The organism is Sphingobium sp. (assembly GCF_035511395.1).
Lineage (GTDB): Bacteria > Pseudomonadota > Alphaproteobacteria > Sphingomonadales > Sphingomonadaceae > Sphingobium.
This window is the reverse complement of record NZ_DATKFP010000394.1, coordinates 1-18,172: the sequence shown is the minus strand read 5'-3', so window position 1 is coordinate 18,172 and position 18,172 is coordinate 1. Positions and strand designations below refer to the sequence as shown.

The 18,172-nt window shown below is 63.8% G+C and carries 17 protein-coding genes, 1 tRNA gene and 1 pseudogene; 6 read left to right on the top strand and 13 right to left on the bottom strand.

Features of this window, described 5'->3' with window-relative positions; genetic code table 11:
• From VMR39_RS26760 to VMR39_RS26725, 8 genes are all read right to left on the bottom strand, one after another.
• On the bottom strand, positions 1 to 420 hold the full coding sequence (locus tag VMR39_RS26760) for a hypothetical protein (RefSeq protein ID WP_325420965.1): 420 nt from the start codon (positions 418 to 420) through the stop codon (positions 1 to 3).
• An 83-nt stretch (positions 421 to 503) separates the two neighbouring features.
• A complete protein-coding gene (gene leuB, locus VMR39_RS26755) occupies positions 504 to 1,547 on the bottom strand; it encodes a 3-isopropylmalate dehydrogenase (RefSeq protein WP_325420963.1) in 1,044 nt (347 codons plus the stop codon).
• A gap of 90 nt (positions 1,548 to 1,637) precedes the next feature.
• Positions 1,638 to 2,372 (bottom strand): DNA repair protein RecO, encoded by a 735-nt coding sequence (recO, locus tag VMR39_RS26750; protein WP_325420961.1) that lies wholly within the window; start codon positions 2,370 to 2,372, stop codon positions 1,638 to 1,640.
• A gap of 264 nt (positions 2,373 to 2,636) precedes the next feature.
• Positions 2,637 to 3,251, bottom strand: coding sequence for a F0F1 ATP synthase subunit B (locus tag VMR39_RS26745; RefSeq protein ID WP_414712601.1), 615 nt, complete (start codon positions 3,249 to 3,251; stop codon positions 2,637 to 2,639).
• Positions 3,244 to 3,738, bottom strand: coding sequence for an ATPase (locus tag VMR39_RS26740; protein WP_325420959.1), 495 nt, complete (start codon positions 3,736 to 3,738; stop codon positions 3,244 to 3,246). The genes VMR39_RS26745 and VMR39_RS26740 overlap by 8 nt, the downstream gene beginning before the upstream one ends.
• An 88-nt stretch (positions 3,739 to 3,826) precedes the next feature.
• Positions 3,827 to 4,054 (bottom strand): F0F1 ATP synthase subunit C, encoded by a 228-nt coding sequence (locus tag VMR39_RS26735; protein WP_006961951.1) that lies wholly within the window; start codon positions 4,052 to 4,054, stop codon positions 3,827 to 3,829.
• Positions 4,055 to 4,114: 60 nt separating this feature from the next.
• A complete protein-coding gene (locus tag VMR39_RS26730) occupies positions 4,115 to 4,900 on the bottom strand; it encodes a F0F1 ATP synthase subunit A (RefSeq protein WP_179045276.1) in 786 nt (261 codons plus the stop codon).
• Positions 4,901 to 4,947: 47 nt separating this feature from the next.
• Positions 4,948 to 5,271, bottom strand: a complete 324-nt coding sequence (locus VMR39_RS26725; RefSeq protein ID WP_325420948.1) for an AtpZ/AtpI family protein — start codon at positions 5,269 to 5,271, stop codon at positions 4,948 to 4,950.
• Between the two features lie 193 nt (positions 5,272 to 5,464).
• Between VMR39_RS26725 and VMR39_RS26720 the strand changes: the two genes are divergently transcribed.
• Positions 5,465 to 5,770: a metalloregulator ArsR/SmtB family transcription factor gene (locus VMR39_RS26720; RefSeq protein WP_325420946.1), complete on the top strand. Its 306-nt coding sequence runs from the start codon at positions 5,465 to 5,467 to the stop codon at positions 5,768 to 5,770.
• Positions 5,771 to 5,838: 68 nt separating this feature from the next.
• Here the strand turns inward: VMR39_RS26720 and VMR39_RS26715 are convergent, their stop codons facing one another.
• From VMR39_RS26715 to VMR39_RS26705, 3 genes are read right to left on the bottom strand one after another with little or no spacing between them, the layout of a single operon-like run.
• Positions 5,839 to 6,255: a YdbL family protein gene (locus tag VMR39_RS26715; RefSeq protein WP_325420944.1), complete on the bottom strand. Its 417-nt coding sequence runs from the start codon at positions 6,253 to 6,255 to the stop codon at positions 5,839 to 5,841.
• Positions 6,252 to 6,440 carry a YnbE family lipoprotein gene (locus tag VMR39_RS26710; protein WP_179045280.1) on the bottom strand — a complete coding sequence of 63 codons (189 nt, stop codon included), beginning with the start codon at positions 6,438 to 6,440 and terminating at the stop codon, positions 6,252 to 6,254. The genes VMR39_RS26715 and VMR39_RS26710 overlap by 4 nt, the downstream gene beginning before the upstream one ends.
• Complete coding sequence (locus VMR39_RS26705; protein ID WP_325420940.1) at positions 6,437 to 9,661, bottom strand: intermembrane phospholipid transport protein YdbH family protein; 3,225 nt, start codon at positions 9,659 to 9,661, stop codon at positions 6,437 to 6,439. The genes VMR39_RS26710 and VMR39_RS26705 overlap by 4 nt, the downstream gene beginning before the upstream one ends.
• 139 nt (positions 9,662 to 9,800) lie before the next feature.
• Here VMR39_RS26705 and radC point away from each other — a divergent pair, with 139 nt between their 5' ends.
• Complete coding sequence (gene radC / locus VMR39_RS26700) at positions 9,801 to 10,496, top strand: RadC family protein (RefSeq protein WP_325420938.1); 696 nt, start codon at positions 9,801 to 9,803, stop codon at positions 10,494 to 10,496.
• Positions 10,497 to 11,587: 1,091 nt separating this feature from the next.
• Here the strand turns inward: radC and VMR39_RS26695 are convergent.
• Together VMR39_RS26695 and VMR39_RS26690 are read right to left on the bottom strand one after the other, a co-directional pair.
• Positions 11,588 to 12,964, bottom strand: a complete 1,377-nt coding sequence (locus VMR39_RS26695; RefSeq protein WP_325420936.1) for a DEAD/DEAH box helicase — start codon at positions 12,962 to 12,964, stop codon at positions 11,588 to 11,590.
• Positions 12,965 to 13,087: 123 nt separating this feature from the next.
• Complete coding sequence (locus VMR39_RS26690) at positions 13,088 to 13,522, bottom strand: hypothetical protein (RefSeq protein ID WP_325420934.1); 435 nt, start codon at positions 13,520 to 13,522, stop codon at positions 13,088 to 13,090.
• Positions 13,523 to 13,600: 78 nt separating this feature from the next.
• On the opposite strand from VMR39_RS26690, the gene VMR39_RS26685 reads away from it, so the two are divergent.
• From VMR39_RS26685 to VMR39_RS26670, 4 genes and pseudogenes are all read left to right on the top strand, one after another.
• Positions 13,601 to 15,040 (top strand): FAD-binding oxidoreductase, encoded by a 1,440-nt coding sequence (locus VMR39_RS26685; protein ID WP_325420932.1) that lies wholly within the window; start codon positions 13,601 to 13,603, stop codon positions 15,038 to 15,040.
• 129 nt (positions 15,041 to 15,169) lie between these two features.
• A complete protein-coding gene (locus VMR39_RS26680; RefSeq protein ID WP_325420930.1) occupies positions 15,170 to 15,964 on the top strand; it encodes a SapC family protein in 795 nt (264 codons plus the stop codon).
• Positions 15,965 to 16,263: 299 nt separating this feature from the next.
• Positions 16,264 to 16,338, top strand: a tRNA-Glu gene (locus VMR39_RS26675).
• A 208-nt stretch (positions 16,339 to 16,546) separates the two neighbouring features.
• Positions 16,547 to 17,637, top strand: a pseudogene (locus tag VMR39_RS26670) (IS5 family transposase).
• Positions 17,638 to 18,172: the final 535 nt, after the last annotated feature.

Here is an 18,172-nt window from a genome sequence, read left to right as displayed (position 1 = left end):
TCAGGCCGCGCGGAGCGTCGGGCCTTCCAGCAGCGGATGGAGATGCTGTTCTTCCCACTCCATCCGATCGTAGAGGCCATTCTGCAATATCAGCACCGCGTCGCGATAGCCGGCCCAGTCGGCCTGGATCTGCGCCGGGCTCCAGTCCTTCACATGGTCGCTGTAGCGCAGGAACAGGGCGACCATCGCCCGTCCATGGTCGCGCACGACCTGAGTCGCAGACGAGGTCATCGGATGACGGGACAGAACCCGCACCATCGCGTCCTCACGGCCCATATGTTCCCGAAACGCTTGCGAAAAGGCGATCCGGCGACGCGCCAATTCGACCATGCCGTCCGCGCCCGCGCCATGCAGGATCTGCGCAAATTCCCGCATCAACAGGCGCAGACCATCATGGTCCTGCCTCAAACCCATCACCATAGTTGCGACCCCATTTTTCGATAAAATCGTCATGGGGCCGCAAAACTTAAATTTTTCCGTCGTTTATGCGACGAACCGAACGATCAGAGTGCGGCCAGAACCGCGTCGCCCATCTCCACCGTGTTCATCGTGCCGCCCAGGTCCGGCGAGCGCGCGCCATTGCGCAGCGCCGTGGCCACGGCCGCCTCGATGCGGTCAGCCTGTTCGGGCAGGTTCAGCGAGTAGCGCAGCATCATCGCCGCCGACAGGATCGTCGCCAGCGGATTGGCCTTGCCCTGCCCCGCAATGTCGGGCGCGGAGCCGTGAATCGGTTCATACAGCCCCTGCCCGCTGCCGTTCAGCGTCGCCGAGGCGAGCATGCCGATCGAGCCGACGCACATGCTCGCCTGATCGGAGAGGATGTCACCGAACAGATTGCCGGTGACGATGACGTCGAACTGGCCGGGATTGCGGACCAGTTGCATCGCGGCATTGTCCACATACATGTGGGTCAGGGCGACGTCGGGATAGTCCGCCGACACCTCGATCACCACGTCGCGCCACAGTTGGCTGGTTTCCAGCACATTGGCCTTGTCCACCGAGCAGAGCTTGCCGCGACGGGCGCGGGCGGCCTGGAAACCGGCATGGGCGATGCGGCGCACTTCGGCTTCATTATAGGACATGATGTCATAGCCTTCGCGCAGGCCGTCCGCAGTGGTGCGGAAGCCCTTTTCGCCGAAATAGACGTCGCCATTGGTTTCGCGGACGATCAGCAGGTCGATCGAGCCGGCGACTTCGGGCTTGAGCGCGGATTCATGCGCCAGTTCTGGAAAGACCTTGGCCGGGCGCAGGTTGGAGAAGAGGCCCAGTTCCTTGCGCAGGCCGAGGATCGCCTGTTCCGGGCGCAGGTGACGTTCCAGCGAGTCGCAGTCGGGATCGCCGACCGCGCCGAACAGGATGGCGTCGGCACGCTTGGCAATGTCCAGCGTTTCGGGCGGCAATGGATGACCGACCGCCTTGTAGGCCGCGCCGCCGACGACGCCATCCTCATATGTGAGGCCGTCGATCGCCAGCGCATCGAGCACGCGCTTCGCCTCCGCGACGATCTCGGGGCCGATACCATCTCCGGGGAACAGGGCGATCAACATGACTATTTCCTCACAATATGTTCGCAGCTGCCCCATGGAATGAAATAATGGGGCTGATTGTCGGCGCTCGCCTTTGCAGATGAAACCCGGTCAGGCAACCGCTCTTTTGAGCCGTTCGACCAGCCTTTCCCGCGCCGCCAGCACATCGGCGCGCCGGTCGGTCAGCACTGAGCGTTCGAGGAAGAAGCCGGTCAGGCGCAGGCCATCCAATATCTGGGTCCAGTCGCCCATCCCGCCTTCCAACAGGAAGGGCGGCAGCGGGAGCAAGCGGTTTTCATAGCCGACCGCCGCCGCCCGGCTGACCGCCGCGGCGCTGCGCGGGCTGACGAAGGCAAGGTCGTCGGCCTGCCCCTGCGCGGCGCAGCGGGTGAGGTCGAGGCCGAAGCCCAGTTCGGCGAGCAGCAGCAATTCATAGCGCACCAGCGCCACTGCCCAGCCGCGCGCAGCTGGCGCCGCCTCCACGGCGTCGAGCAATCCCTCCAGCGCCTGATGCAGCGCCGGATAGGGCGTCGCTTCGGGCAGCGATGCTGCGGTGAGAGCGCAGCTCCAGTCGATGGCGGCAGCAGGGAGCGGCTCGGCATGAAGCGGGGCGCGGCTATGGGCGAGTTCGATGGTGAGGCCGGCAAGCTGATCTTCGGTCCGGGCGCGAAATTCCGCCTTCACCATATTGCCGGGCAACAGCACCGGCCGCAGCGCCCGCGACCGCCCGCCGCGGACATAGCCCGGCACCAGGCCATGGTCGGGGGTCAACAACCGCACGATCGCGCCATGTTCGCCATGGGCGCGCATCGCGCAGACGATCGCGAAAGTGGTGAAATGGGGCATGGCTATCCCCTGTACGAGCAAGCGCCGCGCACACCAAGTCCGCCGCGCTGGCCGTCATCGATCACGCACGTCATTGCTGCATGCCCTGCCGAAATTCACATCGTTGCTGATCGCCAGAGGTCGGCGCCCCTTAGTGCGATTACGGCAAGGGGCGGACGCCAACGGAGGGTGGGGAACTGGACCATCCGCTCCCCATCGCGACAAAGAAAAAGGGCCGTTGCGACATGCGCATCGGCCCTTTCTCTCTTATCCCGTTCCGGACGATCAGTTGATCGTGCCCAGACCCTTGATCGCGTTATCGACCAGATCCTTGTCCGCCTTGGCGTCATGACCCTGAGCGATCAGAGCGGCGGCGGCGGCGGTCGCGGCCGTCACCGTCTTGGTGCGGATGCTGGCGATCGCAGCGCGTTCGGCGGCCCCGATCTTGTCCTCCGCCATCTTCTGGCGACGGGCGACCAGCGCTTCGGCATTGACCTTGGCGTCGGCGATCAGGCCTTCGGCTTCATGCTCCGCAGCCTTGCGCATGGCTTCCGCTTCACCGGCCGCAGCGGCCAGCTTGGCTTCATATTCGCCCTTGAGCGCTTCGGCCTCGGCGCGAAGCCTGGAGGCTTCGGCCAGTTGTTCCTTGATCTGCGCAATCCGCCCGTCCAGCGCCTTGCCGATCACGGCAGGCACCTTCTTGACCAGCAGGATGACGATGAACACCGCCATCGCCAGGCTGACCCAGGCGGTCGCGTCCATGCCGACGGCCTTGGGGTCGGTGTGCGGTACGACGCCTTCATGCGCGACAGTGCCGACCGGCTCCATGCCTTCGCTGTGGATCGCCTCGCCGAGCGACGGAGGGGTCGCTGCGTTATGCTGTGCTGCTGCCTCAGCCATGGGCCAGTGCCGCCTTTACTGCGTTGCGGGCTGCCTCATCCGACGCTTCGACGCCGGAAATGCGAGCCACCATGTCGCGCGCCGCATCGGCGGCGACGGTTTCGATTTCTGCCAGAGCCGCAGTGCTTGCGGCCTGGATACGCGCTTCGGCCGCAGCGATCGTGCTCGCGACATCGGCATCGGCGGCGGCGAGCTTCGTTTCCGAAGACTTGGCCGCTTCGCCCTTCGCCTTGGCCATCACGGCCTGGGCGGCGGCGCGGCTTTCGGCGTCGCGAACGCGGTAGTCCGCTTCCGCTTCGTCGGCGCGGGCGAACGCGACCTTGGCCGCGTCCAGATCACCGCTGATCTTCGCGTCGCGCGCGTCTGCCGTACCCTGAACCTTGGGCACCATGCCGAGGCCAATGACGAAGAAGACGAAGCCGAACGTCACCAGCAGCCAGAAGATCTGACTGGAATAGGTTTCGGCAATTTGCGCGATTTGAGGCATTTTCGGTCCGTCCGATCAGAGGGCGGTCAATAAGAGGAGCGGGCAGAGTGCAGGCGAAAGCTGCCCTGCCCGCTCCGAATTTCGTGCTTTAGGCCACGAACACCAGGATCATGGCGATAACGAACGCCAGCAGACCCAGAAGTTCCGCCGCGGCGAAACCGATGAACAGGCGACCCTGCTGACCGTCAGCAGCACCCGGGTTGCGCAGCGCGCCTTCCAGGAACGCGCTGAACACGTTGCCCACACCGAGGGCAGCAATGCCCGCACCGATCGCGGCCAGGCCAGCACCGAGCAGCTTTGCGGCTTCTGCGTCCATGTCGTAAACTCCCTTGTTAAATCAGATAAAAGTTGAAGAAATGAGGCGAAATTTGAAAACTCAGTGCAGGTTCTCGGCGTCGTTCAGATAGACCGAGGTCAGCAGCGCGAACACATAGGCCTGGATCACCGCGACCAGCATTTCCAGCGCGCTGATGCCGACCATCAGGACGAAGCTGGCAGTGCCGACGGTCAGGCCGAAGCCGACGCCTGCATTGGCGCTGTTGATGACGAAGCCTGCCAGAACCTTGAGCAGGACGTGACCGGCGGTCATCGCGACGAACAGTCGCAGGCCCAGGCTGAACGGACGCACCATGAACGAGATCAATTCGATCGGGAAAATGACCGGGATCATCGGCAGGGGCGTGCCGTGCGGCACGAACAGCGAGAAGAAGTGGAAACCATGCTTCCAGAAACCGACGATCAGCACGATCGAGAAGCTCATGATGGCGAGCACGCCGGTCGCGGTGAAGTGGCTGGTGAAGGTGAAGGGGTGAAGCCCGAACAGACCCAGCGGCAGCAGGCCCAGCAGGTTCGCCAGCAGAATGAACATGAAGAGCGAGAAGACGTACGGGATGTACTTGCGGCCCTTGTCGCCGATATTGGCGATCAGCAGGTTCTTGATGAAACCAGTCATATATTCGACAGCCATTTGCCAGCGGCCGGGGACCAGTTCACGCTTCATGCCGCCGATCACGAAGATCCACAGCACCACAGCAGCCAGCACCATATAGAGCGCGCTGTTGGTGAAGGCGATGTTGAAGCCGCCGAGCGACAGATGATCCGTACCGAACAGAGGTTCGATCGCAAACTGGTGCATCGGATCGATTTTGCCGGATTCTGCCACGTTGACCCCTGTAACGTTCAAGTCTTCGGACTAGGGTGGAGACATCCCTATTCGTCGGGACGCTTCACCGTCGTCAATCTGATGATGTTCCTGAACGCCGCCACGATCCCGAGACCGAGGAACACGAGCAGGAGCCAAGGGGATGTATTGAAGAGCCGGTCAAGAACCCAGCCGATCAAAGCACCACCGACAAGACCGCCGATCAGTTCCGCCAGAACCCGGTTGCCGAGGCGGGATCCATCGTCCGCCTGCTGCTCCGTTGCCCCCTGCCTGACCTTTTCGACATGCTCGGCCTTCGCGATCCGCTCCTCAAGGGAAGCGATCCGCGAGTCCTCGCCCGCCGGGTCCTGTCCGGGTGTGTCCGCTGCCATTGCATCCTCCATCAGGCATATTCAGCCCGCATCGGTTTCGGCATGGCGCTTGCGGCTGCACCCGTCAAGGCGACGCCCCTCTAGGAAGGGTTTAACGGAGTGTCAACCCGCCCGACGGCCGGAAAATCGGTCTTTTGGACCATCCGGTCCTGCACCCTTGCGCTTAGCCATTTTCCTATTTAGCTAAATAGGAATGGACAAGATCTTCAAGGCCCTGGCGTCCGAACCGCGCCGCCGCATCCTGCATCATCTGGCCGAAGAGCCGATGACCGTGGGGGAGATTGCCGACAATTTCGAAATGGCGATGCCGTCCATTTCCCGACATCTGGCGGTGCTGAAAGAGGCCGCCATCGTACGCGAGCAGAAACGCGGGCAATATGTGCTCTATTCGCTGGCGTCAGAGGAGCTGACCGACCAGCTCTATGATTTCCTGGCACCTTTTTGCGATAAGGCGCGGGGAATTATGGCGGAGCGGCCACGTAAACGCAGGCGGGATTGAACCCTTCAAAGACCCAAGGCGCGGAGCCAGAACCACCGCGCCTTGGGTTTATTCAAGCAGCGGGGGGATCAACCGGCCGTTGCGCAATAGCCGGGGAGCGCAATCGCGCCCGCGCCCTTGGTCTGCCAGGCACCGGCACCGATGCGATAGACCTGGCCCTGCTTCACCCGGCTACTGAGCGTCTGGCAACCGGTGGCGGCGGCGACATCCTGCACCGTTACACCGCGCTGGCCAGCGAGTTGGGTATAGGCGGCGCGACGCTTGATATTGATGGCTTCGACCTCCGACCGGACATCGGCGCCCACCGTACCGGCGATGCCGAGATAGCCATCGGCCTGTTCCCCCACCGTACCGGCCGCCATCGCGGCAGCGACAGCGCCGGACTGAGCGCGCGCGGGCGCGGTCATGATGAAGCCGCTGACCAGCGCAACTGCGGCGCCGGCGGCGAGCCACGTCAGCTTTGGCATGAGCAATTTGCGTGTCATTGCGGGAACAACTCCGGGTTATTCTGGATAAGATCCTGCGCGTCGCGTTGCAGCTTCACCACGACTTCCTGCTGCACCTTGACGTTCAGGTTGATTTCGATGGGGCGGTCTGGAGCCTTCACCTGAATGCATCCCCCCAGGGCGAGGCCGGCGATACCGGCGGTCATGATTGCGCGTGTCTTCATTTCTGCTCCCCGTCTGGCACAGTCTCGCTTTCCCGAGGCTGAACCGCAAGATTTTGTTGCGGACCCGTTCGCATTTCCCCCTGCACCTGATCGCCGATGCTGTTCTGGATCAGTTGCGAGGGGTCGATAAAGGATTGGGCGGTGCCCATCAGCCCACGGAAAGGCGCGGCGATCCGCACGTTGAAGATGAAGGGCAGACCGATGAAGTTGCGCGCGATCCCGCCCGGTGCGTCGCCCAGCTTGCCCCGATTGACGCCGTTGAAAACGACGTTCGTCACCATCTCGCCGTCCAGCGCACCATCCATCAGGATCGTCAGGCACTTATATTGCAGATTCTTGAGCGCATCGAAGGCCATCTTGCCCATCACGCCCAACTGCTCGTTCGACACCGGGCCGACATAGGACAGCACGCCCGACTGGCGGGTGGGATCGCAGGGGATGGTCGGCAGCACACCTTCGGGCATGATGAGCGGCGGCATGCCCTGCTGTCGCGCGACCAGCACACCGCCCGACACCCGCCCGCCCCTGGCATTGAAGATCAGCGGCATGATCCCGTCGAAGGTGCCGGTCGCCGACACATTGTCCAGTTCCATCGCCTGAATGAAGGCGCCGGCATCCAGCCCGATGACACGGAACGTCATGTAGCGGTCGACATCCTCGCCGAAATTCATCGTCGTCGCCAGCAAATCCAGCTTACCGCCGGAGAAGGGCCAGCCGCCGCCTTCGATCCGCACCTTCTGCCCGGCTTCGAGATGATAGCGCACGACGCCGTCCTGCACCTCTACACCGGGATTGACCTTCCTGATGCGTACTTCCTGCCCCGGCGCGGAGACCATGCCGATAAGGTCGGTGAAGCGGATTTCGCCCGACAGCCCCTCGACCGGGCCGAAGGCGGCGGCGAAGTTCGCATTGTCGGTACGGAAGGTGCCGCTGCTGGTGACGGCGGAGCCGGTCCAGTCGATCCGCCCCTGCCCTGTCACCGTCGCATTCACATTGGCGATGACTCCCAGTGTCAGCGGCGTAACCGCGTCGGGCTGGAAGCCGGGATTGAAGGCAAGGTTCGGGACGGTGAGGTCCGCATGCCCCCTGGCGCTGCCGAGGTCATGGGCGATGTCCGTCTTCGCCACGGTCGCGCCGTTGCGGGTCATCGTGCCGGTGGCGGCGATGCGGCCATCCTTCAGCGTCAGCGCGAAATCGGGGACGGAGAGCGGATTGAAGCGCGCGGCATCCTGCGCATCGCGCACGGTCATGGCGGCGTGCAGGCCAAAGATGCCCCTGGCGAAACTCCAGTCCCCTGCCCCCTGCTCGACGATCAAGGGCACCGCGCCGATCTGGCCGCCCGCGCCGGTCAGTTTTCCGGCAAAGCCGTTAGCGGTCATCGCGCCGTCCATGGTGGCGGCGGACAGGCGAACCGGCGCGTCCTGCGGGCCGATGACCAGCGCCGGATTGGCGAGCGCGAAACCTGTCTTGCCGAGCGCGACGCGCGCCTGATCGGCAGTCAGGCGCATCGGGCTGTCGCCGCTGCGGCCTTCGAGCGCCAGGTCGCGAATCGCGGCGCCGCCGCGCAGACCTGCCGGCCCCATGGCGAGCATCGCTTTGCCCTCGACCGGACACAGGGTCTGGCGGGTCTGGCCGAGCGCGAAATTGCCATAGCGCGCCTCCAGCAGCGACACCGGCACGCAGTCCGGATTGATCGCGACCGCGCCACTGGCAGCGACGTGCCCTGTCACCGGCAGGCTGAGGCCGCGCAGATGGCCCTCGGGCAGCGGCCCGTCGAGCCGCACCGCCGTCGCGAAACGGGTCGCGCCATTGCGGTCGGCGGTGAAGCGCACCCGGTCGAGCGCCAGTCTGGCGCTGCCGGCGACATAGGGATCGACGAACAACTGCCCGCCAAAACCGCCACTTGGTCGCCGGGCGAGGCGCAATGCAGCCTGCGGCAAGTCGCCGCCCCGCGTCGTGATCGCGCCGTCGAGCGCCCAGTCCAGTCCGGCTGCCTTGCCGGGCCATGCAAGCGTCATCCGTCCGCCCTGCGCGATGCCGATCCGCGCCCCGCTCTGCGCGTCGAGGCCGGTGTCGGTAATGACCAGACTGCCCTTGCCGGGCTTCTGCACCAGGGCGAAGGTCGTGCGCAGCCGGTTGCGCTGGCCGGCCTTCTCCACGGCATCGGAAAACTTTGCCGCCAGCGGTTCGACCGGCGTGCCGGCAGCGGAAGCGCGCAGGCCCGCCAGCGGATTGCCGCCAGCCATATGCAGGTCTTCGCCCGACAGGATGCCCTGAAGGCTGTTACCCTCCTGCCCCAACACCCAGTCGCCCGTCAGCGCGGCGTTGCGCAGCACCGCGCCCCGCCCGGTGAGCGCCTTGGCCCCCATGCGGACTTTCCCGCCGGTTCGTGCGGCGGTGCCGTCGAAATCGATGCGACCGCCCGGTGCAGCCAGCACCAGTCCGCTGCCTCTCAGCGCTTCACCGGACAGGTCGACATGGCCGGTCCAGCGATCCAGCGCCTTGCCAAGCGTCAGATCGATCATGGCCGCCGGCCTCGCGATCGCCGCGCCGGCGTCACGGCAAGCCGCTGCATCGGCGCGGACAGGGCCGGTCAGATGCGGCGCGCCCTGTTGCATCGCGATCGTGACCATCGCCGTGGCGCGCGACAGACCGCAGCCGGCCAGCGAAGCGTGCGGCATCGCGGCGGCCAGACGACCGCGAAAACCGGATTGCAAATTGCCGCTGCCGTCGATCTGCGCGCCGATTCGCCCGGCATCGGTGTCGAGCGTGACGCGTGCATCGGCGAGCGACACGAGCATGTCGGGCAGGCTGAAAGGCGCGGTCGAATCCGGGTCGCGGAAACGGTCCAGTTCGCCAAGGCGCATGACGCCGGCATGGTAGGAGCCGCGCAGCCGTACACCACCGGCCCGTACCGCGGCGACCTGCGGCGTCAATCCGGTGAAGGCGATGTCGACCTCCACCCAGCGGGCCGTCAGATCCGGCCGGGCAGGATTGCCCAGCACGATATTCTCGATCCGCTGGGTGCGCAGGCCGACATCGACCAGATCATAGCTGGCCTGCACGCCGCGACGGTTAAGTTCGCGGCTGACGAAATTTTCGGCGATCGGCGCGCGCTGGGTCCACAGGGCCACCAGCACCAGTGCCAGCGATCCCGTTCCCACGCCCAGCCAGCGCAGCCATGCCCGGCGAACCGCTTCTTCGCCGTTTTCTTCTTCCATGCCTATGGCCAACCCCGGCTCTTAAAAATGACGCTGATGGTCCGTAACGGGACCATAACGTCTCTTCCCCCTTAAATATCCTTGCTCCACGATTCCGCAACGCATAGCGTGACTTGGCGTCGATGAGGGGGACGAAAGATTGGCCGAACAGGACGCGAAAGCCAGCCATGACGGCGTGGGGCATCGCGCCCGACTGCGGCAGAAACTGGCGGAAAATGGCGGCGATGCGCTGCATGATCATGAACTGATCGAATATCTGCTGGCGCTGGCCATCCCCCGGCGCGACACCAAGCCCTTGGCCAAGGAACTGCTGCGGACCTTCGGCGGGATCGGCGCGCTGATGACCGCCGACTGGCAGGCGATCGCCCGCGTGCCGGGCATGGGCGAAACCAGCGTCGCCGCGATCAAGATCGTGCAGGCGACCGCTTTGCGGATGCTTCGAAACGAGGTGGCGGCGCGGCCGGTGCTGGGAAGCTGGCAGGCGCTGCTTGACTATCTGCGCGCCGACATGGCCTATCTTGGGGTCGAGCGGGTGCGGGTGCTGCACCTCAACAGCCGCAACATGCTGATCCGCGACGACCATATGGGCGACGGGTCGATCGATCAGGCGGCGATCTACACGCGGGAGGTGATCCGGCGCGCGATCGACTTCGGGTCGGCGGCGCTGATCCTCGTCCACAATCACCCCAGCGGGTCGCCCGAACCCAGCCGGCAGGACATCGACGTAACCCGGCAGATAATCGACGCCGGCAAGCGACTGGGCATCAGCGTTCACGACCATATAATCATCGGTGTGCAGGGGCATGTCAGCCTGCGGGCGAAGGGGCTGCTGTAGGCGCGGCTCCGGTCGCGCCCGGATAGGAAATGCCGTGCTTAACTTCGCACTTTTCCCGTTGATTTTGAAATTTTGGAATGAATGTTGGTAATATTATTAGCTTGCCCGTCAGTCGCAGACGAGCGGCAAGTATCGAGAGCCGGTCTATCATGGGCAGAGCATGTAGGACAGCGCCGCTTCGTGGCGCGCATCGCTGAACCGCTGGCAGAAACGTCGATCAGAATATAGCGATGCCAGGAATTGGGTGGATTGCGGAATAACTTTTCCCAACCTTCATCCCCGCGCAGGCGGGCCGAAGAGAGCTCCGCACCTCTCTTCCACATCTCCCCCGCCTTGTGCTTGGGGTGACGTCAGGAGATGGCTTCCCGCCTGCGCGGGAATGACGAAAATGGGTGGAAAGCAGTCATTAACTTGACAGCGCTATGGGCATGCGTGGAGGTCACATAATGCCCAAATCACGGACCAAGGCAGATAAGCTATTACTGGTAGCGGCAATCGGGGGCTTCGCCGCATCGCGAATTATTCCGATCCCAAAACCGACACTTATCGTCCTTGGTATCTTGGTCGGGGCTGTGGTCCTCTGGTTATGCGGGAGAGCCTTTTTCCGCAAACGGCGAGAGAAACAGGAAGACCGAAGGACCGCATGGACTACCTTCATTCGTGACCGGAACGTCTAGAAATGGTCGGTTCCACCCGGTCCGCTTTCCCGCCCAAAACCGGACCTGCGACTGTCAGGGTTGTTCGGCACGAACCGGGCGGGTGAATGGCGATCGTGGGTGGACTGCGGATATTCCCTACGCTCGTCACCCCGGCCCTGAGCCGGGGTCCGGCTGCTTTTAGGGTTGGGCTTGGAAGAAGAAGCGGGATCCCGGCTCAGGGCCGGGATGACGTCGGATTAATGGCTGTTCCTGGTCGCTTGTTGCCATTTACCTAACAGCTGTCATCCTGATGAAAATCAGGATCCAGTCCGGGATGACGGCTGTGGGGCGTGACGGATTTCAAGCGCAGCCGCGAAGCGACAAGCGAAGCCCCGCCCCCCCAAGCGATGCCGTGCCGAGACGGATCGCCTCGGCCGGCAGTTCTCTCCGCGATCAGCCGTTGAAGCCGACCGAGAGAAATTCCGGCACCGGGCCGTTCCAGCCCTCGTCCGGGCCTTCGTCGACTTCGTGGCGGCGCTGGCGTTGGGGCGGAGCGGCGCGATCCTTGCGGTCGTCACGGGGGCGGTCGTCACGGGGGCGATCATCGCGCGGACGGTCGGAGCGCGCGCGATCGTCACGCTTGTCGCTGCGGCGGCGGTCATCCTTGCGGTCGCGGCTTTCGGACCGCTTCTCTTCACGCGACACATCGGCGCCGGCCGGCAGGTCGGCATAGGCGATCTTGGTGCCGATCAGCTTCTGGATATTATCGATCGCCTCGGCGTCGGCCTCGCTCACGAAAGTATAGGCAACGCCCTTCGCCCCTGCGCGGCCGGTGCGGCCGATACGGTGGACATAATCGTCGGGGTGCCAGGGCGCGTCGAAATTGAAGACGTGGCTCACACCCTTGATGTCGAGGCCCCGCGCCGCGACGTCGGACGCGACGAGGATGTTGACGGTGCCTTCACGGAACCGTTCAAGTTCGGCGATACGCGAAGACTGGTCGATGTCGCCATGAATCTCGCCCGACTTGTAGCCATGGCGTTGAAGGCTCTTGTTGAGTTCGCGCACCGTGGTCTTGCGGTTGCAGAAGATCACCGCGCTCTGCACGTCCTGCGCGTCGAGCAGCGCACGCAACGCTTCCCGCTTCTTGCGCGAATCGACCTTCACCAGATGCTGGGCGATATTGGTGGAGGCGGTCGCCGGACGCGCCACTTCGATCGATTTGGGATTGGACAGGAAGCGGTCGGCCAGCTTCTTGATGACCGGCGGCATGGTCGCCGAGAAGAGGAGCGTCTGGCGCTGCGCCGGCAACTTGGTGCAGATTTCCTCGATATCGGGGATGAAGCCCATGTCGAGCATCCGGTCCGCTTCGTCGATCACCAGCATGTTGCAGCCATTGAGCAGGATCTTGCCACGCTGGAACAGGTCCATCAGACGGCCCGGCGTCGCGATCAGCACGTCGACGCCCTTTTCGAGCGCCTTGATCTGGTCGCCCATCTGCACGCCGCCGATCAGCAACGCCATGGAGAGCTTGTGATATTTGCCGTACTTCTCGAAATTCTCCGCCACCTGGGCGGCGAGTTCGCGGGTCGGCTCCAGGATCAGGCTGCGCGGCATGAGCGCGCGGGCGCGGCCATGGGCGAGGATGTCGATCATCGGCAGCACGAAGCTGGCGGTCTTGCCCGTCCCCGTCTGGGCGATGCCGATAATGTCCTTCATCATCAGCACCGGCGGGATCGCCTGCGCCTGGATCGGCGTCGGCGTGTCGTAACCGGACTCGGTTACGGCCTTGAGCAATTCGTCGGAAAGGCCGAGATCGGCAAAAGTCATTCAAAGGTCCGGGACAGGAGGGTGGCCGGCGTACGCGTCCGCACGTCGGAAATCGGGCGCGCCTTGCCGGAAATATCGGTCCCTTGTCAAGAAATTCACGCGATTGGCAACGAAAAGCGTCGGTCAATCATCCGGTTCGGCAGCGATAAGGCGACGAAAACTGTCGATGGCGCAGCTCATCCCGCTGCGCGCCTGCAATTCGTCGCGCCCCGAACAGAGCGAACCATCCTCATGCGGTTCGACATAGAAGCCCGAATAGAAACCGATCGAATCACATCCCCGCTCCAGCCGGGCGCGGTAGCGATGTTCGTCCGCGAGCAACAGATCGACGCCGTTGCGCACGACGATGCTGGCTCCGCGGATCGATCGCAGCGCGATGCAGCGCGGCCCCTTCTTCTCTTCCCAATCCTCGGCGGCTTCGGGCGCGACTCGCGACGGCGCCTTGCCCTTGCGGGCCATGGGCACACGGATGATGACGCGTTGCTGGATCGTCAGCTGCGCCATTTGCACAGGCTCGGCGGCAGGCGCGACAAGAAGCAGCAATATGGTGTGAAACAAATCGGACCCCTTCTTGGCGCGGCACGCTATCGCCCTATGGTTGAACAATCGATGAATTCCGGGGCATAGGTGCAACCCATGATCGGACAGGATATAATCGACCGCTTCGCCACCCTGCTCGGCCCCAAGGGCGTAACGAGCGAGCAGGACGATATCACCCCCTGGGCCAGCGACTGGCGCGGCCGCTATCATGGCGCAGCCGCAGCGATATTGTCGCCCGGCTCGACGGAGGAAGTGGCCGCCACGGTGAAGCTGGCGGCAGAACTGGGCGTGCCGCTGGTGCCGCAGGGCGGCAATACGTCGATGGTCGGTGGCGCAACGCCACCGGCGGACGGATCCGCCCTCATCCTGTCGCTGCGACGGATGAACCGGATTCGCAGCCTGTCGCCGGACGACAATCTGGCAGTGTGCGAGGCAGGCGTGATCCTGAGCGTGCTGCATGACGCCGCCGAGGCGACCGGGCGCCGCTTTCCGCTGAGCCTGGGCGCCAAGGGCTCCGCCACCATCGGCGGCCTGGTGTCCACCAATGCGGGCGGGACGCAGGTGCTGCGTCACGGCACGATGCGCGCACTGGTCGAGGGGATCGAGGCGGTGCTGCCCGATGGCAGTATCTTCGACGGGCTGGATGCGCTGAAGAAGGATAATCGCGGGTACGACGTCAAGCAGTTGCTGATCGGGGCGGAGGGGACGCTGGGCGTTGTCACCGCCTCTTCTCTGCGGCTGGTGCCGGCGATCGCCGCGCGGGCGGTCGGCTGGGTCGGGGTGGAAACGCCGGCCGACGCGCTGCGCCTGTTGCGGCTGATCGAGGAGAGGCTCGGCGACAGCGTCGAGGGGTTCGAGGTGATCGCCAACGACACGCTGGGCTTCGTGCTGGGTCATGTCCACGGCACGCGGTCGCCGATCGAGACGCGGACGCCCTGGCATGTCCTGATAGAGGTCGACCATGCCGACCTGTCAGAACCCGGCCCGTCCGAGCGGCTGGAAGGCGCGCTGGCCGAAGCCTTCGAGCGCGGCATTGCCGTCGACGCCGCCATCGCCGCGAACGAGGCGCAGGCAGAGGCTTTCTGGCGCATCCGCGAATCCCTGTCGGAATCGGAAAAGGCGCAGGGGCCGGCGCTGCAATATGACATCAGCGTACCGGTGGCGAAAATGCCCGCCTTCATGATCGAGGCGGCCGCAGCGGCCGAAGCGACCTTCCCCGGCACCACCGCCTCCTCCTTCGGTCATCTGGGCGACGGCAATGTTCATTTCCACGTCCGCGCGCCCAAGGGCACAAGCGATGGCCCCGCCTGGATCGCCGCGGAAGGACAGGCGATCAACGCCTTCGTCCATGACGCGGTGGTCGCGGCGGGCGGCTCCATCTCGGCCGAACATGGCATCGGCCAGATGAAACGGGGGGAACTGGGACGACTGGCCGGTCCGGCGCGGATCGGCGCCCTTCGCGCGATCAAGGCCGCCTTCGACCCCAAGGGGCTATTCAACCCCGGAAAGCTCATCCCGCTGCCGGACGAGGGCTGATCCCATCGGGAATGCGGGCCGCCGACAAAGCGATTGCGCCCGACCCGCAAGGCCTATATCGCCCTGCCCCAATCTACGGACCCGCGGCGCAGGTCGAAGCGCCGCATCATTGAGAGAATGGACCTGATCATGGCGAGTGCGCCCGCGAATAATCTGCCGATCTTCTACAACGATCTGATCCCGCTCAGCAGCCAGGATCATGCCGATTACAAGACCCAGTCGGTGGACTCGGCGCCCTTCCTGATCAGTCAGCACGCCGTGCCGCTGACCGTCGACGAATTCGTCACCGCCCAGCGCTTCACGCCGATCATCTTCTCGGCCGGCAATGACAGCGTGCCGCTGTCGCTGATGGGCCTCAACGAAGGCGTCAACGTCTTTGTGAATGAGGAAGGCAAGCTGAACGGCCCCGCCTATGTGCCCGCCTATGTCCGCCGCTATCCCTGGATGCTGGCCAAGCTGCGTCCCGACGTCGACGAACTGTCGCTCTGCTTCGACCCGACCAGCCCGGCGCTTGGCGCGTTCGAGGAAGGCCAGCCGCTGTTCGAGGACGGCAAGCCCACCGAACTGACCCAGGGCGTACTGAAATTCTGCGAAGATTTCGAGCAGGCTGCTGCTCGCACGGGCCAGTTCGTGCGCGACCTTCAGGAAATGGACCTGCTGATGGACGGCGAAGTGTCGATCCAGACGCCGATCGCCGACCAGCCCTTCGTCTATCGCGGCTTTCGCATGGTCAATGAGGAAAAGCTGCGCGACCTGCGTGGAGACCAGCTGCGCAAGATCAACCAGAGCGGCATGCTTCCCCTGATCCACGCCCACCTCTTCTCGCTCCAACTGATGCGCGAGATCTTCGAGGCGCAGGTGAGCCAGGGCAAGGGTCCGATCGCCGTTCCGGCGGCGCCGATCCCCGCACCGGCCGACGCCTGATTGAGAAAACACCGGGAACGGTGCAAATAATTGATGGATAGGGCGTCGCATCCCCCCTTGAAAGGCGATCCGACCTGCCCTATCTATCAATCATACGGCGCACCTGCCCCCCTTTCGGGTGTGTCGTATGGGCGCCTCCCCCTTTAGGAGGCGTCTCCTCCCTGAACCTTGGCCACCCCATGCTTGCATGGGGTGGTTTTTTATTGGCGATACTTCAGGATGTTTGGGGGATGTTGGGCTTGACGCCACCGGACGGCCTGCTAAAGCGCTCCCCCTGCCGGTCGCCCAGCGTGACCCGTGGCCCCTTCGTCTAGCGGTTAGGACGCGGCCCTCTCACGGCTGAAACACGGGTTCGATTCCCGTAGGGGTCACCAGTCAAGCGATTTATCGCATTGATTTTGTATGATTATTTCCTATTTTCGGATATCGCACCCTGCGGGCGCTCCCACACTTTGTTTGAAATGCGATGACACGGAATGGGCTTCTGTGACCTGATCACGATTCCAACGGACGTCTCGAAAAACCTCTGATCTGCAGCGCGCTGGCGTGATTCACTGATCTTGGCGAAGAGCGGAGGCTGTGATGGCGCGGCAGGTAGGGTTCTGGGACTACGAGGAACATCTCGTACGGCTGACGAAGGGCGGGGATCCGCTGGTAACGCTGGCTGCGGTGGTCGATTTCAAACCATTCCGCTATCGACTGGAGAAGGCGTTGAAGTGCTCGGACGGCTCGAAGGGTGGCCGGCCGCCGTATGACCCCGTGCTGATGTTCAAGGTCCTGGTGCTGCAGGCGTTGTACAATCTGTCGGACGATCAGGCGGAGTTCCAGATCCGGGACCGGCTCTCGTTCATGCGGTTTTTGGGGCTGCCCCCCATGCGCCAAGCCCCGATGCCAAGACGATCTGGCTATTCCGCGAGCACCTGGTGCAGGCCCGGGCTATCGATAAGCTGTTCGCGCTGTTCGATGCGCGGTTGAAGTCGGGCGGCTATCTGGCGCAAGGCGGGCAGATCATCGATGCCACGGTGATCGCCGCGCCGGGCCAGCGCCTGACCGACGAGGAGAAGGCTCTGATCAAGGAGGGCAAGGCGGCGGACGAGATCTGGCCCGACGACCCGGCCAAAGCCGCGCAGAAGGATATCGACGCGCGCTAGACGATGAAGCGCGGCAGCCTGAAGCGCAGCGAGGCCGGAGACGCGCGCGTGGCGGCTCCGGCGCAGATCATGGTGCCGATGTTCGGCTGCAAGAACCACGCCGGGATCGACCGCACTTTCGGGTTCATCCGCAAGTGGGTAGTGACCCACGCGGCACGGCATGACAGCGGCGCGTTCGAGGATGTGCTTGACACCGAAAACATCGCCCAATCGGTCTGGGCCGACACGGCGTACCGTTCGGCGAAGAACGAGACCGCGGTCCGCCGCGCTAGGCTCAGATCGATGATCCACTTCCGCAAACCCAAGGGCAAGCCTATGGACCTGCGCCGTCAGCGTGCCAATGCCGCCTGCTCGAAAGTGCGCTCGGCGGTCGAGCATGTATTCGCCACGCAGAAATCACGGATGGCCCTCTTCTTGCGCACCATCGGCATCGAGCGCGCCAGGATGAAGATCGGCATGGCAAACCTGGCCTACAACTTCAATCGCCTCGCATGGCACGAAGGGAGAAGTGCGCCTGCATGATGTGGAATACCGCGCTGAAGAGGCCGCAGTCCCTCCAAAATCAACCGAAAATCAGGCTACCAGACGACACCGTCACGCCTGCCACCACCGCCAAATCCCAATCACGCCAAAATCACCCGGTTCTTCGAGGCGTCCCAACGGCCGCTTCTGTCGAGAGTGACGAATGAAAGCCCAGAGCGTGTCAGCAGGCTTCAGGACGGCTCACCCTACGGGAGTCAAATTCGTGAAATAAATAGTTGTTTTAACTATCATATTTTCTGGAATAGTGACGATGCACCATCAAGGATCCCATCAGATTGAAGGGATCGCGCGGAACAATTTGATATGTTCCGCGCGCTGGACCGACGTTCCTGCCAAGCTGAATTTCAACCCGCTTCAGCCGCCTCACGAATCGCTGCAGCCAGTTTCTCTCCCGCATTTGCCTCAACCTGCCGGACGGTACGGTCACCGGTTGAGGGATCAGTTTGGTGGAACTGGAATGCCTTCCCCTTCAGCGGGCCAGAGATCAAATCCGCCATCATGATTTCCGCATGCC